Here is a 15,276-nt window from a genome sequence, read left to right on the forward strand (position 1 = left end):
GCGATCTCGCTGAGAGAGAGTTGGTCGCGCAGCCTCATGCGCCTGACCTTGCCAATCATGTCCATGGTGATCACCTTGAATCCCTGCTGAAATTCTCAGCAGGTCAGTGGAACACCCTGGTCAATATTGGATTGGCACTTTGCGGTTTAGCTGGTCAAGATTGCATCGGCACTAACAGGCAAGGATTTGATAGGTCAATTGGGCGGAAACGCCGCGCACACGTGCCCACTCGCTCACGCTGATCCCGCGTTTCTTGAACTCAGCACGCACGTCAGCAACAGTACAAACTGGTACGATCTGGGTCATTATGGGCAGAGGCAATATGAAAACGGGCAAAAATGTTCTGAATTCAGGACATCATATCAACCCGCCCGGCTGCGTCAACTCCCAATCGTTCGGGAGCCGGCTGAGAGAAGAGCGAGATCGCCTGGGGCTAAGTCAGACGCAGTTCGCCGAAGTCGGTGGTGTTGCCCGTACCACTCAGCACATCTATGAAACCGACATCCGCTCCCCCGACGTGGCTTACTTGGAAAAGCTACGTGGAATTGGTGTCGATGTCTCCTACTTGGTCAGCGGCTCTCGACAGGTGGCTGCCGGTAGCGACAAATTGATGGTCAGCGGTCTAGCGTTGCTGAACATCTATCGGATCGTAGATGAGTTCTGCGTGGATGAGGATGGCGAGCCTCTGCCACTCGAGATTCGAGCTCGCTTCTTTCAACTCTTGTGTGCGTCGCTCAAGGACAAAAGCAGTCAGGACCAGAGCTTGGATTCATTGCGCGATGAGCTGCGCAGGCTGACGGGCACTTGATGATGGCTGTTGCTTCTAGATTGAAGGATGCGGCCAAAGGGTTTCTTAAAGCGCGGGATCGCTTCTGGTCCGGCGTCTGGTGGACAGAATGGCAGATTCGGCGCAATGAGAAAAAGCTGGCAGATGCTTTGGAGGAGTTCGGTGAGGACTCAATGCCTGTGCGTCAGCTCACTGAGCGGCATCGCAAGCTTGTAAAGGGCGCCAGGTACTGGAGACCTTCCGATCCTGTTGTCATTCGCGTTCTTGAGGCTAGCGAGCGGACCGGGGTATCCAGGTCTGACCTTCGCGTTCTGGCTCTGAACCGAGATGTCGTTCGCGTCGATGACAAGGTGCAGCTTCGTCGTGGTTGGGGCTACACGCTTCTCGCGATGTCTGCTCTGGGGATTTTTCTGGGCATTTGGCTGATGCTGATGGCCCAAGTCGTCTCGTCACCTGCTAGATGGGAGGTCAGGGCCGCCGTTGCTGGTGGGTTGACTTTCCTCTTTTGGTTGATCTGGCCCGGATGGGGCTTATATACGACTCGTGCGCTTGATGCTGCAGCGAGCGCGGGCGAAACCGTTGAGCGCATTGGGGGGCAGCACAACGTCGAGAGTGCTACTGTCATTTCGATTCAAGAGCAGCGTCAGCATCAACGTTAGCTCTGCACCGACTCTCACTAGATGGTGCAGGTGTATCTTGCCTGGTGATACGCGCCCTGCCCGACACAGTTCGGCTTGCAACCAGAACTCAATGGCATACTTGAGCGCGGTTATCTAACACGCCTGCCGCGTCTGGTGACCCGATCAAAGGTAAACACATGCTCCTGGGGTGACTCCACGCAGCAGCCAAATAGCCGGCGCCGTTCGTGTCCCTCCCCATAACGCAACTCAACCGCAGCTGAGCACTCGGGACAAGTGGCTGTGTACCGAACCAAACCGATAACGCGCTCGTCCCCCGCCCTGAAGCTTTCCAGTTGAGCGGGAGCTTCCTTCCAACTGACCAGCAGCTCCGACGCCGGCGCAATTCGGTCTGACAGCAGCCACCAGCCATCGCGGATTGCTTTTGCCAAGACCCAACTGATCAAAATCGCTAATACGGCAAAGGCCAGGTCTGAAGTTGCCAATGGCCGGTGGACAAAAAGGTGCAACCACCCAATTCCTGCAAGTAACAGCACGCACAGCGCTGGCAGGAGGATGGTGCCCCCGAATGCCAAGCCTCGAACTGATCTGATCTTGAACGATCCTTTGCCAAGAAGTGGCTTAGCGATGAATGAGCACTTCACTAAGCCTGCTTCAGCGTACTCGTACTTGATCTGTTGATTGTTTGGATCTGAAAGGACTTCAACTAGTTGCTCATCGGGTTGTCCCTCCGCAGCGTCATCATTACTTTCGATTGAGTAGTCCTCCAGTAGCCATCGCGCACGATGCCGACCACCGGGAGACAGTTTCTTTAGTCGAAGCGCATGGCTGAAACCTTGTCCCTCAAAGAAGGCTTCGACGCTTGATCGGCGACTCTCGAGATAACGAGTCAAGTTAGCGTTTTTGACCTTGGTCGAGGACGCTTCATAGTCTTCCTGCTCCGGCATATCGCAAGCCTCGGTGAGCTCCTGTGCATCGAATTCAGGCGGCTGTCCCCCCTTGGAATTGGCACTTAGGGTGATGGATTCGCTCACCAATGCGCGCACAAGCTTCGATGCCGTGGCTTCATCGCGCTGTACGTCCAGCCAGTCGCGCATACACAGCAACAGATCGCGAAAAGTGGGCTGGGTCAACCCGTTGGCAACCGGTTCAGGGCTGGTTGGTAGGGATTCGGATCGCAACACTTGGTTTTCCTTCACTCAACTCTAGGAATCCCAATGTTGTCACTATTCGCATTGCACGAATCCAATCGCTTTGTTCATGTGAGCGAGGTCGAGCGTGGCTTGGCCTGTGATTGCCGATGTGCTGTTTGCGGTGAACCGGTTATTGCCCGGCAGGGCGAACTCAGGGAGCATCACTTTGCGCACAGCTCGAACGCCGAACCCTGCGCTTCAAACTACGAATCAGATCTGCACCGCTTTGCCAAGAGAGTAATCATCGAAGCCCGAGGGTTGGTAGTCCCAGTGACTCCCGCTGCATCTCAAGCGCTGGGATTCGGCGGACGGTTAGATCCTTCTATCCTGTTGGCATGCACTGACATCGAGGAGGAAGTTGTTGTTGGAGAGTTGCGGCCCGACTTGTTGGCGGCGACGGCTGCAGGGGTGACGGTGGCCATTGAAGTCGCCTACGCGTCTTTTTGCGGTGCGGACAAGTGCCTAGCCTATGAGCAACTAAAACTACCTGCTTTGGAGATTGATCTCCGTGCGTTCACCTCCACCGCCTTTGATGTTGCCAAAGTCAAACATGCCATCTTGGAAGATGTTGCGGGAAAAGCTTGGCTCTGGCCCGAGAACATTGAGGCCGAGCAGCCGGTAGATGCTTCTGCTGAGAACACCCCTACACAACGCTTCCTTCCGGAGGAAATCGTGACGATCCGTGGACGTTGGATATCGGTAAAAGAGCTGCCCAGCGGAGATATCGCCATAAAAGCAGTGCGATATGACCCAGATGTCGTCTCTGTTGTGCGAACCGTCGCACGCGCACATTTTGGTCGGTATCGCGAGGCTTACCATAATTGGGTCATTCCAAGCTTCAGGGCGCAGGCGGCTCGGTTACAGTTGCGCGCCATTGCATCTGCCGGGTAGTGCCAACTCCATCTGAAAGCGCCTTGCGTCAGGTTGGGCAGAAATGGTCAAGCAGCCGGGCCGTCATCAGTTCTGAAAAGGTTAAATGGCTCTCTGATACGCTTTGCAAAACGCTAGCGTTTTACACACAGGAGCAAGTACTTGACCGTCTCCAAAACCGAAGTCGTCAGCGTCTGGGTTCCGCCAGACGTGAAGGCTGCATTGGTTGCAGCGGCTGACCAGGAGCGTCGAAGCTTGGCCTCGATGGTCCATTCATGGTGCTCGACTACTGCCGGACGCGCGGCATCGTGCTCCATCCGGTCAAGTCTCCCAAGACGCACAAGGGCAGGTAGCCTGATTCGCCCGTGTTCCCAGCAAAACCAGCACAAGCTTCTAGAACGACATGACTGCCCTTTCATCGCTGCTCGATCACTATCGCAACTCGTCCATGTCGGAGCGCGAGAAGGGCACGTACTTTGAAGAGCTGATGCTCTGCTACCTCCGCAACGAGGCTACCTACCGTGACCTCTACAGCGAGGTCTGGACCTACGGCGAATGGGCGGCACTCCAGGGGCTGGACAAGCGAGATACCGGCATCGACCTGGTGGCCAAGACCCAAGGTACCGGCGAAATCCACGCCATCCAGTGCAAGCTGTACGCTGAGGACTACCGCCTGCAAAAGAGCGACATCGACAGCTTCTTCACCGCCTCGGGCAAGAAGCCCTTCGCCCACCGTGTCATCGTCAGCACTACGAACCACTGGAGCACCCACGCGGAGGAGGCGCTGCGCGACCAGCAACCGCCCGTCAGCAAGATCGACCTGAACGACCTGGAGAACAGCCAGATCGACTGGGCCCAGTACCAGCCTAAAGCGGCGCCGGTGCTCAAGGTCAAAAAGCAGCTTCGGCCCCATCAGCAACAGGCGCTGGACGGCGCGCTTTCCGGCTTGCAGATCACTGACCGCGGCAAGCTCATCATGGCCTGCGGCACGGGCAAGACCTTCACCAGCCTGAAGATCGCCGAAGCCCTGGCCGGCAAGGGCAAGCGCGTGCTGTTTCTAGTGCCCAGCCTGTCCCTGCTGTCGCAGACCCTGACCGAGTGGACCCAGGAAAGCGCCACTCCGTTGCACAGCTTCGCCGTTTGCTCGGACAGTGATGTCGGCAAGAAGCGCCAGAAAGACGACGACAGCGTCCAGACCTTCACCCACGAACTGCGCTACCCCGCCACGACCGAACCGGGCCGCCTGGCCAGTGAGATGGCCAAACGGCACGACGCCGCGCACATGAGCGTCGTCTTCAGCACCTACCACTCCATCGACGTCATCCACCGCGCCCAGCAGGGGCATGGCCTGGCTGACTTCGACCTCATCGTCTGCGACGAGGCCCACCGCACCACGGGCGCTACCTTCGGCGACGAAGACGAGAGCAATTTCGTCAAGGTGCACGACGCGGCCTTCATCCGTTCGGCCAAGCGCCTCTACATGACGGCCACGCCGCGCATCTACGGCGACAGCGCCAAGGCCAAGGCCGAACAGGGCAGCGTGGCGCTGTGCTCGATGGACGACGAGGCCCTCTACGGCCCCGAGCTGCACGTCATCACCTTCTCCGAGGCGGTCCGGCGCGGTCTGTTGGTGGACTACAAGGTCATCGTGCTGTCGGTGGAAGAGAGCCACGTCAGCCGCCGCATCCAGAGCCTGCTCAAAGACGAGAACAACCAGCTCAAGGTGGATGACGCCGCCAAGATCATTGGCTGCTGGAAAGCTCTGGCCAAGCAGGGTCTCGCCGAGGATCTGAACGGCGACCACGAAGTCATGAAGCGTGCTGTGGCCTTCTGCCAAGTCATCGAAGTGAGCAAGAGTGCCAAGACCCACAAGGTCAGTTCCAAAAACATCGCCGGCATGTTCCAGGCGGTGGTCGAGGCTTACCAGGCGACCGAGGAGGACGATGCAGCCTCGACACTGGCCTGCGAAGCCGAGCATGTAGACGGCAGCATGAATGCCAGCGAGAAGGAAGCCAAGCTCGCTTGGCTCAAGGCCGATGCCGCTGAGGACACTTGCCGCATCCTGAGCAATGTGCGCTGCCTGTCCGAAGGTGTCGACGTGCCGGCATTGGACGCGGTGCTGTTCCTGACGCCGCGCAACTCCCAGGTGGATGTGGTTCAGTCGGTCGGCCGGGTTATGCGCAACGCTCCGGGCAAGAAGCGTGGCTATGTCGTGCTGCCTGTTGTCATTCCCGCCGGCGTGGAGCCGCATGAGGCCTTGGCTGACAACAAGACCTATGCCGTGGTGTGGCAGGTGCTGCAGGCGCTGCGCTCGCACGATGACCGCTTTGACGCAATGGTCAACAAGCTGGACCTCATCGGCCGCGACACCAGCAAGATGGAAGTCGTCGCCATTACCGACAAGATTCAGAAGAAGGCCGAGAAGCCCAAGGGTTCGAAGAACAAGGACGCCGGCAAGGGCGGCTTCACCATCGGGGAGCCGACGCCCAAGCCCTACGGCAAGGAAGCCCAGACCTCCTTGCCATTCGAGATCGGCGAGATCGAGAAGGCCATCTACGCCAAGCTGGTGCAGAAGGTGGGCAACCGCCACCACTGGGAAGACTGGGCCAACGACATTGCCAAGATCGCCCGCACCCACATCGACCGCATCACAGCCATCGTTGAATACCCAGCCAACGAGAAGGAGCGCGCCGCCTTCAACACCTTCGCCGGTGAGCTGCGCGATGACCTGAACGGCAGCATCAGCGACGGTGAGGTCATCGAGATGCTGGCCCAGCACCTGATCACCAAGCCAGTCTTCGATGCCCTCTTCGAGGACTACAGCTTCGCCCAGCACAACCCCATGTCGCTGGCCATGCAGGGCGTGCTGGACGTTCTGCATGAGCACCGGCTGGACAAGGAAGCCGACACCCTCCAGCGTTTCTACGACAGCGTCAAGATGCGTGCATCGGGCATCGACAACGCGGCCGGTAAGCAGAAGATCGTCGTCGAGCTGTACGACAAGTTCTTCCGCAACGCTTTCCCCAAGATGACCGAGCGGCTAGGCATCGTCTACACGCCGGTCGAGGTGGTGGACTTCATCATCCACAGCGTCGCCCACATCCTGGAGACCGAGTTCGGGCAGACGCTGGGTAGCAAGGGCGTCCACATCATTGATCCCTTCACTGGCACCGGCACGTTCATCACCCGCCTGCTGCAAAGCGGCCTGATCGCGCCCGAGCACCTGCCCCACAAGTACAAGCACGAAATCCACGCCAATGAGTTGGTGCTGCTGGCCTACTACATCGCCGCAATCAACATCGAGGCTGTCTACCACGGCATTGTCGGCGGCAAGTACCAGCCCTTCGAGGGCATCTGCCTGACCGACACCTTCCAGATGTACGAAAAGGAAGACCTGGTCGATGCTCTGCTGGTGGATAACAGCGCGCGGCGCAAGCGGCAGAAGCAGCTGGACATCCGGGTCGTTATCGGCAATCCGCCATATTCCGTGGGGCAGGAGCGCGCGAACGACAACAACCAGAACGTCGCCTACCCGTATCTGGACGGCCGGGTCCGCCAGACCTATGCAGAACAATCTGTGGCGACCAACAAGAATGCGCTGTACGACAGCTACGTCCGTGCTATCCGCTGGGCCTGCGACCGGATTGGCAGCAGCGGGGTGATTGGCTTTGTGACCAACGCCGGCTTCGTCGAAACGGGGACCTTCGACGGATTGCGCAAATGTCTGGCGGACGAGTTCAGCAGCATCTGGATATTCCACCTGCGGGGCAATCAGCGAACGTCAGGAGAGCTGTCCCGCAAGGAGGGCGGCAAGATTTTCGGCAGTGGCAGTCGTGCACCCATCGCCATTTCCTTGCTGGTCAAGAATCCCAACGCCAGACAGCACGGGCAGATTCACTTCCACGACATCGGCGACTATCTGAATCGGGACGAGAAGCTTCAGAAGATTGCTGACTTCGCCAGCATCGCTGGCATTTCAAAAGCCGGGAAGTGGATGCTGATCGAGCCCGACGAGCACGGTGACTGGCTACGACAGCGCGACAACGATCTGAAGCAGCACTTGGTGCTGGGGGACAAGGGCGGTGCTGGCGAGGTCACGATCTTCTCCAACTACTCCAGTGGAGTGAAAACCCAGCGCGATGCTTGGTGCTACAACTCCAGCCGGTCTGCTGTCGCAGCCAACATGGGGCGAATGATCGCCTTCTACAACACAGAGGCCGATCGCTTCTCGCTGACGCATGGCCAGCTCCCCAAGTTGCAACGCGAAGAGCTGGTTGACGGGTTCGTGAATTCCGACCCCGAGCAAATTAGTTGGACTCGAGCGTTGAAGCAAGATGCAGTCAAGGACCGTCGATTCGAGTTTGATGCGGAATGTCTGGCCCCAAGCAGCTACCGCCCGTTCACGAAGCAATGGTTGTACTACAGCCGGCGATTCAACGAAATGGTCTATCAGATGCCGCGCGTCTTTCCCGATGGAAAGCACAAAAACCTGGTCATCTGCGTGAATGGGGTGGGAGCTCAGAAGGAGTTCTCAACTCTAATCACGGACCATCTGCCCGACCTCCACATGATGCAGACGGGCCAGTGCTTCCCACTTTACTTGTATGACGACTCAGAGGGTGAACAAGCCGGTTCAGCGCCACAAGGCACGTTGTTCAGCCATGAAGGCGCGACGCCCACATCGCGCAAGCGCAAAGACGCCATAACGGCAGAGGGTCTAGCGCACTTCCAGTCCGCCTACCCGGGCGAGAACATCGGCCGCGAAGACCTTTTCTACTACGTCTACGGACTGCTGCACGCACCCGACTACCGCAAGCGCTTCGCCGATAACTTGGGCAAGGAGCTGCCGCGCATTCCGTGTGTGAAGACAGCCGCCGACTTCTGGGCCTTCTCCAAGGCCGGCCGCAAACTGGCCGATCTGCACCTGAACTACGAGAGCGTCGAACCCTACACGCTGAAGATCGACAGTGGCGGCAAGAAGCTTACTGATGCCGACTACCGCGTCGAAAAGATGCGCTACGGCAAGGGCAAAGGTAAGGACAAGGACCTGACGACCCTGCACTACAACGACCGAATCACTTTGACCGGCATCCCGCTGGAAGCCTACGACTACTTCGTCAACGGCAAGCCAGCCCTGGACTGGGTGGTCGAGCGCCAGGGCGTGAAGACCGACAAGGACAGCGGCATCGTCAACGATGCGAACGACTGGGCGGTCGAGACCATGGGCAATCCGCGCTATCCGCTGGAGCTGTTCCAGCGCGTGGTTACCGTCAGTTTGGAAACGATGAGGATCGTAAGGGGACTGCCCGCGCTCGTGCTGTAGGCGCGGCCGCTATGTGTACTTGGCGCCCACCCGCCCAGTCCTCCTCCACTCTGCTCAACGAGTGAGCCATGACTTAATCCGTGCCCAGACGCTCCGCGACGAGTGGTTCGTCTCTTGCACAGCTGTGCTGGGCACACGGTCAGCCGCCTGGGTAACTACGCTGGGTTGGGCGTCTGCCGTCTTGCCGAAATAGGCGGCTTTGGCCTTTTTGTCTCGACGACGTTCTGCTTCGACCTGGGCGTTTGACCAAGGGCCGGCCTCCAACACGCGGTTCCGGCGTATCACGTAGTGGGACCGGCACTTCTGGTTCCAGTTGCCCACCGACGGATCAAGCGAGACCGACTCACCGTCGAATGTCATGCGCCAGTCTGTCGGCGTAAATGGCGTCACGACTCGGTCGCCACAGCCGCAGCAGCACGAGTGAACTGCGGTCGCGTATTCCACCGAGATGTACAGCACGCCGGGATCCAGCTCGCGAGGGACATTGCGGACGAAGCGATGCTCCAGAATCTGGTGACGCATCATGTCTGGTCTCCATTGAGCAGCATGCCGCCATCGGTGGTGTACGTGCTGTGGTGTTCGTTTTCCAGATCGCGGTAGAAACCGCGGAGCTTCTTCCACTTCACCACCGCCAGGCACGCGTTCAGCGCATTCAGGTCGGCCACCTGGATGTTGGACGCATACAGGTCCTGGCCACCACCGCCGGCGAAGGAGATGCGGCCCTGGTGGACGTGTTCGCGCTTCTCTGGCGTGCTCGTCGTGACGCGCAGGATGCCGCCGAGGCTGCCGTTCGTGAGTTCCAGGCCCATGCCAACGTCGATGAAGGGCACGCCTAGGGCCTCAAGCTTGGCCACGACGGCGCGCTTCTCCTCGCCGGCATCCATGCTGAGGAACGCAAAGGTGATGCCGTCCAGCAGGCCGAGCGTCTCCACCTTCATCTCCACAGGGTGCGCCTCGATGAAGCGGTGCATGCGCCCGTAGATGCCCTTCAAGTAGTGCACCTTCATCGGGGCATCCCGCAGCTCCTCCAGGGTCGGCGCACCGGGCGCACGGAAGGCGTTGTGCGACAGGAAGACGTCGGGGTCGAACAGGTGAATCTGCTTGACGGGTGTCTTCGCCAAGAAGTCGAGGATGTAGCTGCCGGTCCCGCCGAGGCCGATGATGGCCACGACTTCCTGCTCCAGCTTGGCGGCCAGCGCGCCGATCCCGACGCGGCTGGAGGCCGTGTCGAGGTAGTTGAAAATGCTGGCCTCGTCTTCCTCGTCGCCGCCGCGGAACACGCGCGGGCTGAGGCCCGGCTGCAGCACCGCAGCCGGCCCGGACACGATGGTCGCGTAGGTCGACATCTTCGCGTAGTAGTCCGCGTAGCCCTGATCGCTCGGTTTGCTGGAGAAGGTGAACCGCGCCTTGAGCCCGTGGCCGAGGTCGGTGTTCGGCTCGGCATGCGAGATGCCTTGCAGGCACGTCCCGTCGGCATTGCATGGGAAGTCGCCATCCCAGTTCATGACGTGCGTTTCGGGCTTGCGGGTGCGGTCGCCGGCCAGGTCAAGGGCCGACGACAGCGTGCCGAAGCGAACCTGGCGCTGTGCGTCTACGTAGGGCACCTCCAGCATCACCAGGAGGCTCCCCTGGATGCGCATGAAGTAACCCTCCGAACGAAGGCGGGCCAGGTCGGAATTAAGACTGAACAGTGCGCGTGACATTGAAGATGGTTCCTTTCTTCTTGACTTCGACGGAGCCGCCCTCGCCGAGCTCGCCGGCGTGGGGGAGCGAGGCCGCGTTGCGGTAGGTCATCGAGAACTTCACGTTGGTCTCGCCGGCCGCGTTCGGGTAGTACAGCTTGACCACCTGCTCGAAGGTGACGAGCTTGTCCGGCACGGTCTTCTCTTCAGAGTTGACCAAAATGATGTAGCCCGTTTCCGGCTTGGGCGCAGTGATGAAGCGCTCGATGCCCGGCGCGTCGAGGTTGATGCGCTCGTCCGGGTCGATCAAGCGATCTTCGCCGCCGCGAACCTCCAGGAACACGGCCTCATCCGGCGACGTATCGGCAAGGTCGTACAGGACGCTGCCCAACATGTCGGCGCGGCCCCAGGCCAGCTGGCGGTCGTTCAGGGAGAACTTGAAGTCGCGGTCGGACTTGAACGCGATGAAGCGTTCAGCGCCCTTTCCGCGCAGGTCGAAGGTCTCGTCGAGGCGAACGTCCTCGAAGTCACCCGTGTCCAGGTAGGCGAACAGGATGTAGTCCGCACGGTGGTCCAGGCCCGCGCTGGCCAGGATTTGCCGGCCAGTGGGAACTGGGTCCGGCACGTCGATGTGGCGGAAGGTCAGTCCTTCCAAGCCAAAGCGGATACGGTAGGCGGCAGCCTCCCGCAGAGGACGGTCCTCACGGATCGCGTCGCCAACGTCGTCAAAGTCAGGATGTTTCATAGGGTCCTTGTGGTTGCTGTAGCGAGGTTTTTCTCGCCTACAACCGCCTAATCGAACCCACCGGACATCGCCGGTAAACTTTCTTTAAAAGCTTTTCGAGAGCGTGCCTGGCGGAACTGCGCCGCACACAAAAAAGGCCGGGCAGTTAGGGCAGATAGCGTCCGACGCTTCGGTCTTGAACTGGCCGGCCCGGATGCCACGGAAAATGTCACCCAGCTTGTCCTGGCGGTTGCTCAGTTCCTTGGGGGAAAGGGTCAATGGCTTGGATTCAGCGTCCGCCAGGTAAACGAGCTCGACGCTGGCGTCGGGGAATGCGGCCCTGGAGGCCAGCACGAAGGCTGCGGCTCCAACGTCCTTACCGTCACCGCTGGACGCGTGGCCCGTCTTCACCCGGCGCAAGGTCCTGAAGCCGTCTCGCACCAGGACTTCGTCTGGGGTGACCTCTACCTCGTGGTCGCCGATCGACACACGAAGCGCGGTCGGTGCTTCGACAACCGCTCCAGCTCTGGACTCTAGGAAGTATCGGAGCATCGTCGTCGCCATCGCGCGGTAGTCCTCGACGTAGCCGTGCTCATGCAGACCGTGGGTGACAAACGCCTTTGAGAGCAGCTCATCGAGCTTTCCCGTCGACGCGCCCCCTTGCGCCACGACGGCGCGGTAGACTTCGCGGATCGCCTCGTGCATCTGCATGAACGAGCTCGTCCGGCGGCGACCGCCCACATGCAGCAGGTGCGTGTACAGAAACCGTCGGGCGCAAGACTCGTAGAGCCCGACTGCATCGGAACTGAAGCGCGGTGTCCCGGAGAAGGCGACAGGAATCATCGCCTCATCGGGAGCCGGAGGCATGACGGTGGACGGCGTCGTCGGGCGCGAATTGACAGGCCCGATCCGCTCCAGGAACGGCGATAGCGCTCTAGCGCGCCCGGACGCCGTCGCGGTGGCCCCGTAGAACGCCAAGCGATTCCTCGCACGGGACATGGCGACGTAGAACAGGCACTCCTGTTCCTCGTTGTGGGCTGCTCGTGCGACGTCTTCAGCGCTGCCTTGGCTTCCGGCAATCATTCCCGTTGGTTGAGGGCATTTCGACGTCCGAAGCGACCCCGGGATCGAGTCCTTGTTGACGCCGGCGATGTGGACCGCGGGAAACTCAAGCCCCTTGGAACCGTGGATCGTCATCAGGCGGACTGCGTCGATACCCTGGGCTGCTGCAGGCAGTTGCCTCAGGTCCCTGTCGTCTCTGAGGCGAAGCAGCCTTCGTACACGGTCGGACAGCCGCTGGATCGGGAGTCCCTGGGCATTCGGTTGCACCCGAACGAAGTTCATGAATTGCCAGATCGCGATACCTTGCGCCTGCTCCGGTACGCTGGTCGATCCAGCGATGCGTGCTGCTTGCCTGGTTCGGTCCAACAGGAGCGTCGCCAGTACGGCCCAAGGCTGCGATGTCGCATCGAAGCCAGCAAGGGCCGCATGGAGGGCAGCCAGCGCCGCTTGCCCCGCTGGCGTTACCTCGGCCGGGGCGCCAAGTCGCCATGCACCTGGTTCCGCGTTGGTTCCCCGGAGATGCTCAAAGACTCGCACAGCGTCTTCCAAGCCCATCGTGAACTCTGGCCAGCAGGCGGTTCGGATCAATCCCATCGCACGCCTGTCGACAAGAAGCGTCAACACGGCAACGAGGTCCTTCACTTCCGGCCGCTCAAACAGGCTGCCCAAGAAAAGCACTGGAATTCCTGCGCGCTCGAGTTCCCGCCCGATATCCGACAGCCGATCATTCCCGCGGCACAGGACGGCCTGGTCGCGATACCGGTATCCCTCTGCGCGGAGCTCTTCGATGCCATCCGCGATAGCCGCTGTCAGCAAGGGTGTGCTGCCCACCGTGATGACCTCCGGTAGCTTGCCACCAGGGCCTCGATCCGCTTCGAGCGCCTGCTCGCCATCGGCTGCAGACATTCCCGTAGCAAACGTCGAAAAGGCATGGACCATTTCCGAGGTGGAGCGGTAGTTGACCTCCAGGCTGTCGCGTACCGCGCCAGGGAAATCCTCACGCCCGAAGCGGGACATGTTGAACGACGAGGCACCGCGAAACCGGTAGATGGATTGCTTGGCGTCTCCCACCACCCATAGGTTGACGCCCGTTGGCTTCAGCGCCGCCAGGAGCCGCACGCTGCTGCGATTCACGTCCTGGTACTCGTCAACCAGGATGTGGTCATAGTCGCTCTGAAGCTGAACTCGAACTGCGTCATCACTCTCCAGCAGCAGCACCGGCCGCATGACCAGGTCACCGAAGTCCACGCACTGGGAGACTGCCTTCAGCTCCTCGTAGCGCGCATAGACCTTGGCGACCTCTGCTACCTTCTCGGCGGCTTCCTTCGTACTTGGGTCGGTTGCCGTCGCACGCATAGCTGTGGCCAGCACCTGATACCTAGCGGCATCAACAACCTCATCCTTTGCGCGTGACACCGCGGTCAAGATGTCTGCCGCTGTCTGCGATGGATCGTATAGGTTGCGGTAATGGGTCAGGCCGAGTCGAGGGAACTCATTCTCAAGAAGCTCCACGGCCTCGGTTCGATCCATCAGACGAGGATCGGCTGGCAGGTTGCACCGGTCGTTGAATCGCCGCAGGATGTCCAGGCCGAAGCTATGAAAGGTTCCGATGCAGAGTGCCGCGGCATCCTTCGGCCGCTTCAACGCGATCCGCTCAGTCATCTCTCCAGCGGCCTTGTTCGAGAAGGTCAGGAGAAGGATGCGCCGTGGGTCAATGCCTTCGTCCAGCAAGCTTTCGACACGCGCAACGAGCGTGCGGGTCTTCCCAGTTCCTGGCCCAGCCTGAAGTAGGAATGCAGCGCCGCGATGCTGAGCCGCGTCACGCTGCTTGTCGTTGAGAGGAATTTCAACGGGGTCGGCTTCAGCGGCGACCTGAATGGCTGGCAGGAGCAGCGCATCGAGCATCTGCTGAGCGACGACTTCGAATGGAGCACCTAGCCGCCCTGCAATATCAGAACAGGTTTGGCCCTGAACAACATGCAAGTCAACAATCAGAGACCTCGGTAGAAGAAGCTCCCTGGCAAAGAGGTCCATTTGGACTTCTCGACGCTGTCGGCGGCTGTAGTCGACGACCCGATCCATCCCGACAGGAGCAGCTTCCGAGGTACGAGCTGGGTCAATGTGGGCCGCTGGCTCGGATGCCTCTTCTCCATCGCCCAGTTCGGCGTGCCCGATTTCATGCGCAACCAGGAAAGCTTGGTCGAAAGGTGAGCCATCGACCTCATGGAGGATGAGCGGAAGGTCTGGATCAAAGGAGGCTCGGCCACCATCGAGCATCGCGGCGCCGGGAGCGCAGGTCTCGACGGTGATCCCGAGGTCGTTCGCTACGCCAACAGCGAACTCGTACGGGGACCAGGGGTTGCGCCCGCGCTGGACGGCCTCATCGTGTAGTCGCCGAGCATGCTGTCGCGCCAGCTCTATCGGGTCCATGGCTACTCCTCGCGGAGTAGGTTCGAAATGCTCTGTTCGTCGACGCCAGCGTCTTTCAACACTCTCTCGAACGACACTTTCTCAGGAGTTGCGGGCTTGACTGTCGACTTTCTTGCACGAGCCAGGGGTGTCTCGGGAGGAAGAACGAGGTACGAGACCAGTGTCTCAGTCGACGTCTGCAGCGCCTCAGCCATCTTCGCCAGAACCCGTTGGGGCAAGGTTGCGACCTCTATCCGACGTTCTCGGAACGCTAGGCCAACCTGCATAGGTAAGGACAGCAATCTGATGGCATCGGCAAACACCTTGGCTGGGGCAGCTTGTAAAGCTTGAAGCGTAACAACATCCTCCCGAAGACGTGCCATGCCTGCTGCAACGAGTTCGAAATCGGCGGTACTAGGGGGAATATCTTCGTCGAACTCACGAGTCAACTCCATGGATAGATCCGTGAGAGCCATAGAGTGCTCTGGGTAGCGCGCAAGGTATCGCTGCAGAACGCCGGCTCCCGGTTCGAAATCCATGGCGAACGCTCTCAGGACATCATCTTTTGTAACTTGTGGCTGCGGTGCC

General features: G+C 60.0%; 11 protein-coding genes. 4 read left to right on the top strand and 7 right to left on the bottom strand.

Features of this window, described 5'->3' with window-relative positions:
* Positions 1-171: 171 nt before the first annotated feature.
* A complete protein-coding gene (locus tag AvAM_RS26115) occupies positions 172-306 on the bottom strand; it encodes a hypothetical protein (protein ID WP_137745951.1) in 135 nt (44 codons plus the stop codon).
* A gap of 16 nt (positions 307-322) precedes the next feature.
* Between AvAM_RS26115 and AvAM_RS04415 the strand changes: the two genes are divergently transcribed.
* Positions 323-808, top strand: a complete 486-nt coding sequence (locus AvAM_RS04415) for a helix-turn-helix domain-containing protein (RefSeq protein WP_137745952.1) — start codon at positions 323-325, stop codon at positions 806-808.
* Positions 805-1,446, top strand: a complete 642-nt coding sequence (locus AvAM_RS04420) for a hypothetical protein (protein WP_137745953.1) — start codon at positions 805-807, stop codon at positions 1,444-1,446. Before AvAM_RS04415 ends, AvAM_RS04420 begins: the two co-directional genes overlap by 4 nt.
* A gap of 110 nt (positions 1,447-1,556) precedes the next feature.
* On the opposite strand, the gene AvAM_RS04425 is transcribed toward AvAM_RS04420, so the two are convergent.
* Positions 1,557-2,609 carry a hypothetical protein gene (locus tag AvAM_RS04425; RefSeq protein WP_137745954.1) on the bottom strand — a complete coding sequence of 351 codons (1,053 nt, stop codon included), beginning with the start codon at positions 2,607-2,609 and terminating at the stop codon, positions 1,557-1,559.
* Between the two features lie 33 nt (positions 2,610-2,642).
* Here AvAM_RS04425 and AvAM_RS04430 point away from each other — a divergent pair, with 33 nt between their 5' ends.
* The gene (locus tag AvAM_RS04430) at positions 2,643-3,509 is read left to right on the top strand and encodes a competence protein CoiA family protein (protein WP_137745955.1); all 867 of its coding nucleotides are present in this window, start codon (positions 2,643-2,645) and stop codon (positions 3,507-3,509) included.
* A gap of 382 nt (positions 3,510-3,891) precedes the next feature.
* The gene (locus tag AvAM_RS04440) at positions 3,892-8,811 is read left to right on the top strand and encodes a type ISP restriction/modification enzyme (RefSeq protein WP_137745956.1); all 4,920 of its coding nucleotides are present in this window, start codon (positions 3,892-3,894) and stop codon (positions 8,809-8,811) included.
* Positions 8,812-8,865: 54 nt separating this feature from the next.
* Here the strand turns inward: AvAM_RS04440 and AvAM_RS04445 are convergent, their stop codons facing one another.
* The 5 genes from AvAM_RS04445 to AvAM_RS04465 form a co-directional block, all read right to left on the bottom strand.
* Positions 8,866-9,336, bottom strand: a complete 471-nt coding sequence (locus tag AvAM_RS04445) for a DUF6527 family protein (protein ID WP_137745957.1) — start codon at positions 9,334-9,336, stop codon at positions 8,866-8,868.
* The gene (locus AvAM_RS04450) at positions 9,333-10,514 is read right to left on the bottom strand and encodes a ThiF family adenylyltransferase (RefSeq protein WP_137745958.1); all 1,182 of its coding nucleotides are present in this window, start codon (positions 10,512-10,514) and stop codon (positions 9,333-9,335) included. The genes AvAM_RS04445 and AvAM_RS04450 overlap by 4 nt, the downstream gene beginning before the upstream one ends.
* Positions 10,489-11,238 carry a multiubiquitin domain-containing protein gene (locus AvAM_RS04455; protein ID WP_137745959.1) on the bottom strand — a complete coding sequence of 250 codons (750 nt, stop codon included), beginning with the start codon at positions 11,236-11,238 and terminating at the stop codon, positions 10,489-10,491. The genes AvAM_RS04450 and AvAM_RS04455 overlap by 26 nt, the downstream gene beginning before the upstream one ends.
* Before the next feature lie 84 nt (positions 11,239-11,322).
* On the bottom strand, positions 11,323-14,709 hold the full coding sequence (locus AvAM_RS04460) for a UvrD-helicase domain-containing protein (RefSeq protein ID WP_137745960.1): 3,387 nt from the start codon (positions 14,707-14,709) through the stop codon (positions 11,323-11,325).
* 2 nt (positions 14,710-14,711) lie between these two features.
* Entirely contained in the window at positions 14,712-15,227 is a 516-nt protein-coding gene (locus tag AvAM_RS04465; protein WP_249367937.1) for a hypothetical protein, read from the bottom strand.
* Between the last annotated feature and the right edge of the window lie 49 nt (positions 15,228-15,276).

It is taken from the genome of Acidovorax sp. NB1, from assembly GCF_005405905.1.
In the GTDB taxonomy this organism is placed as follows: domain Bacteria; phylum Pseudomonadota; class Gammaproteobacteria; order Burkholderiales; family Burkholderiaceae_C; genus Acidovorax.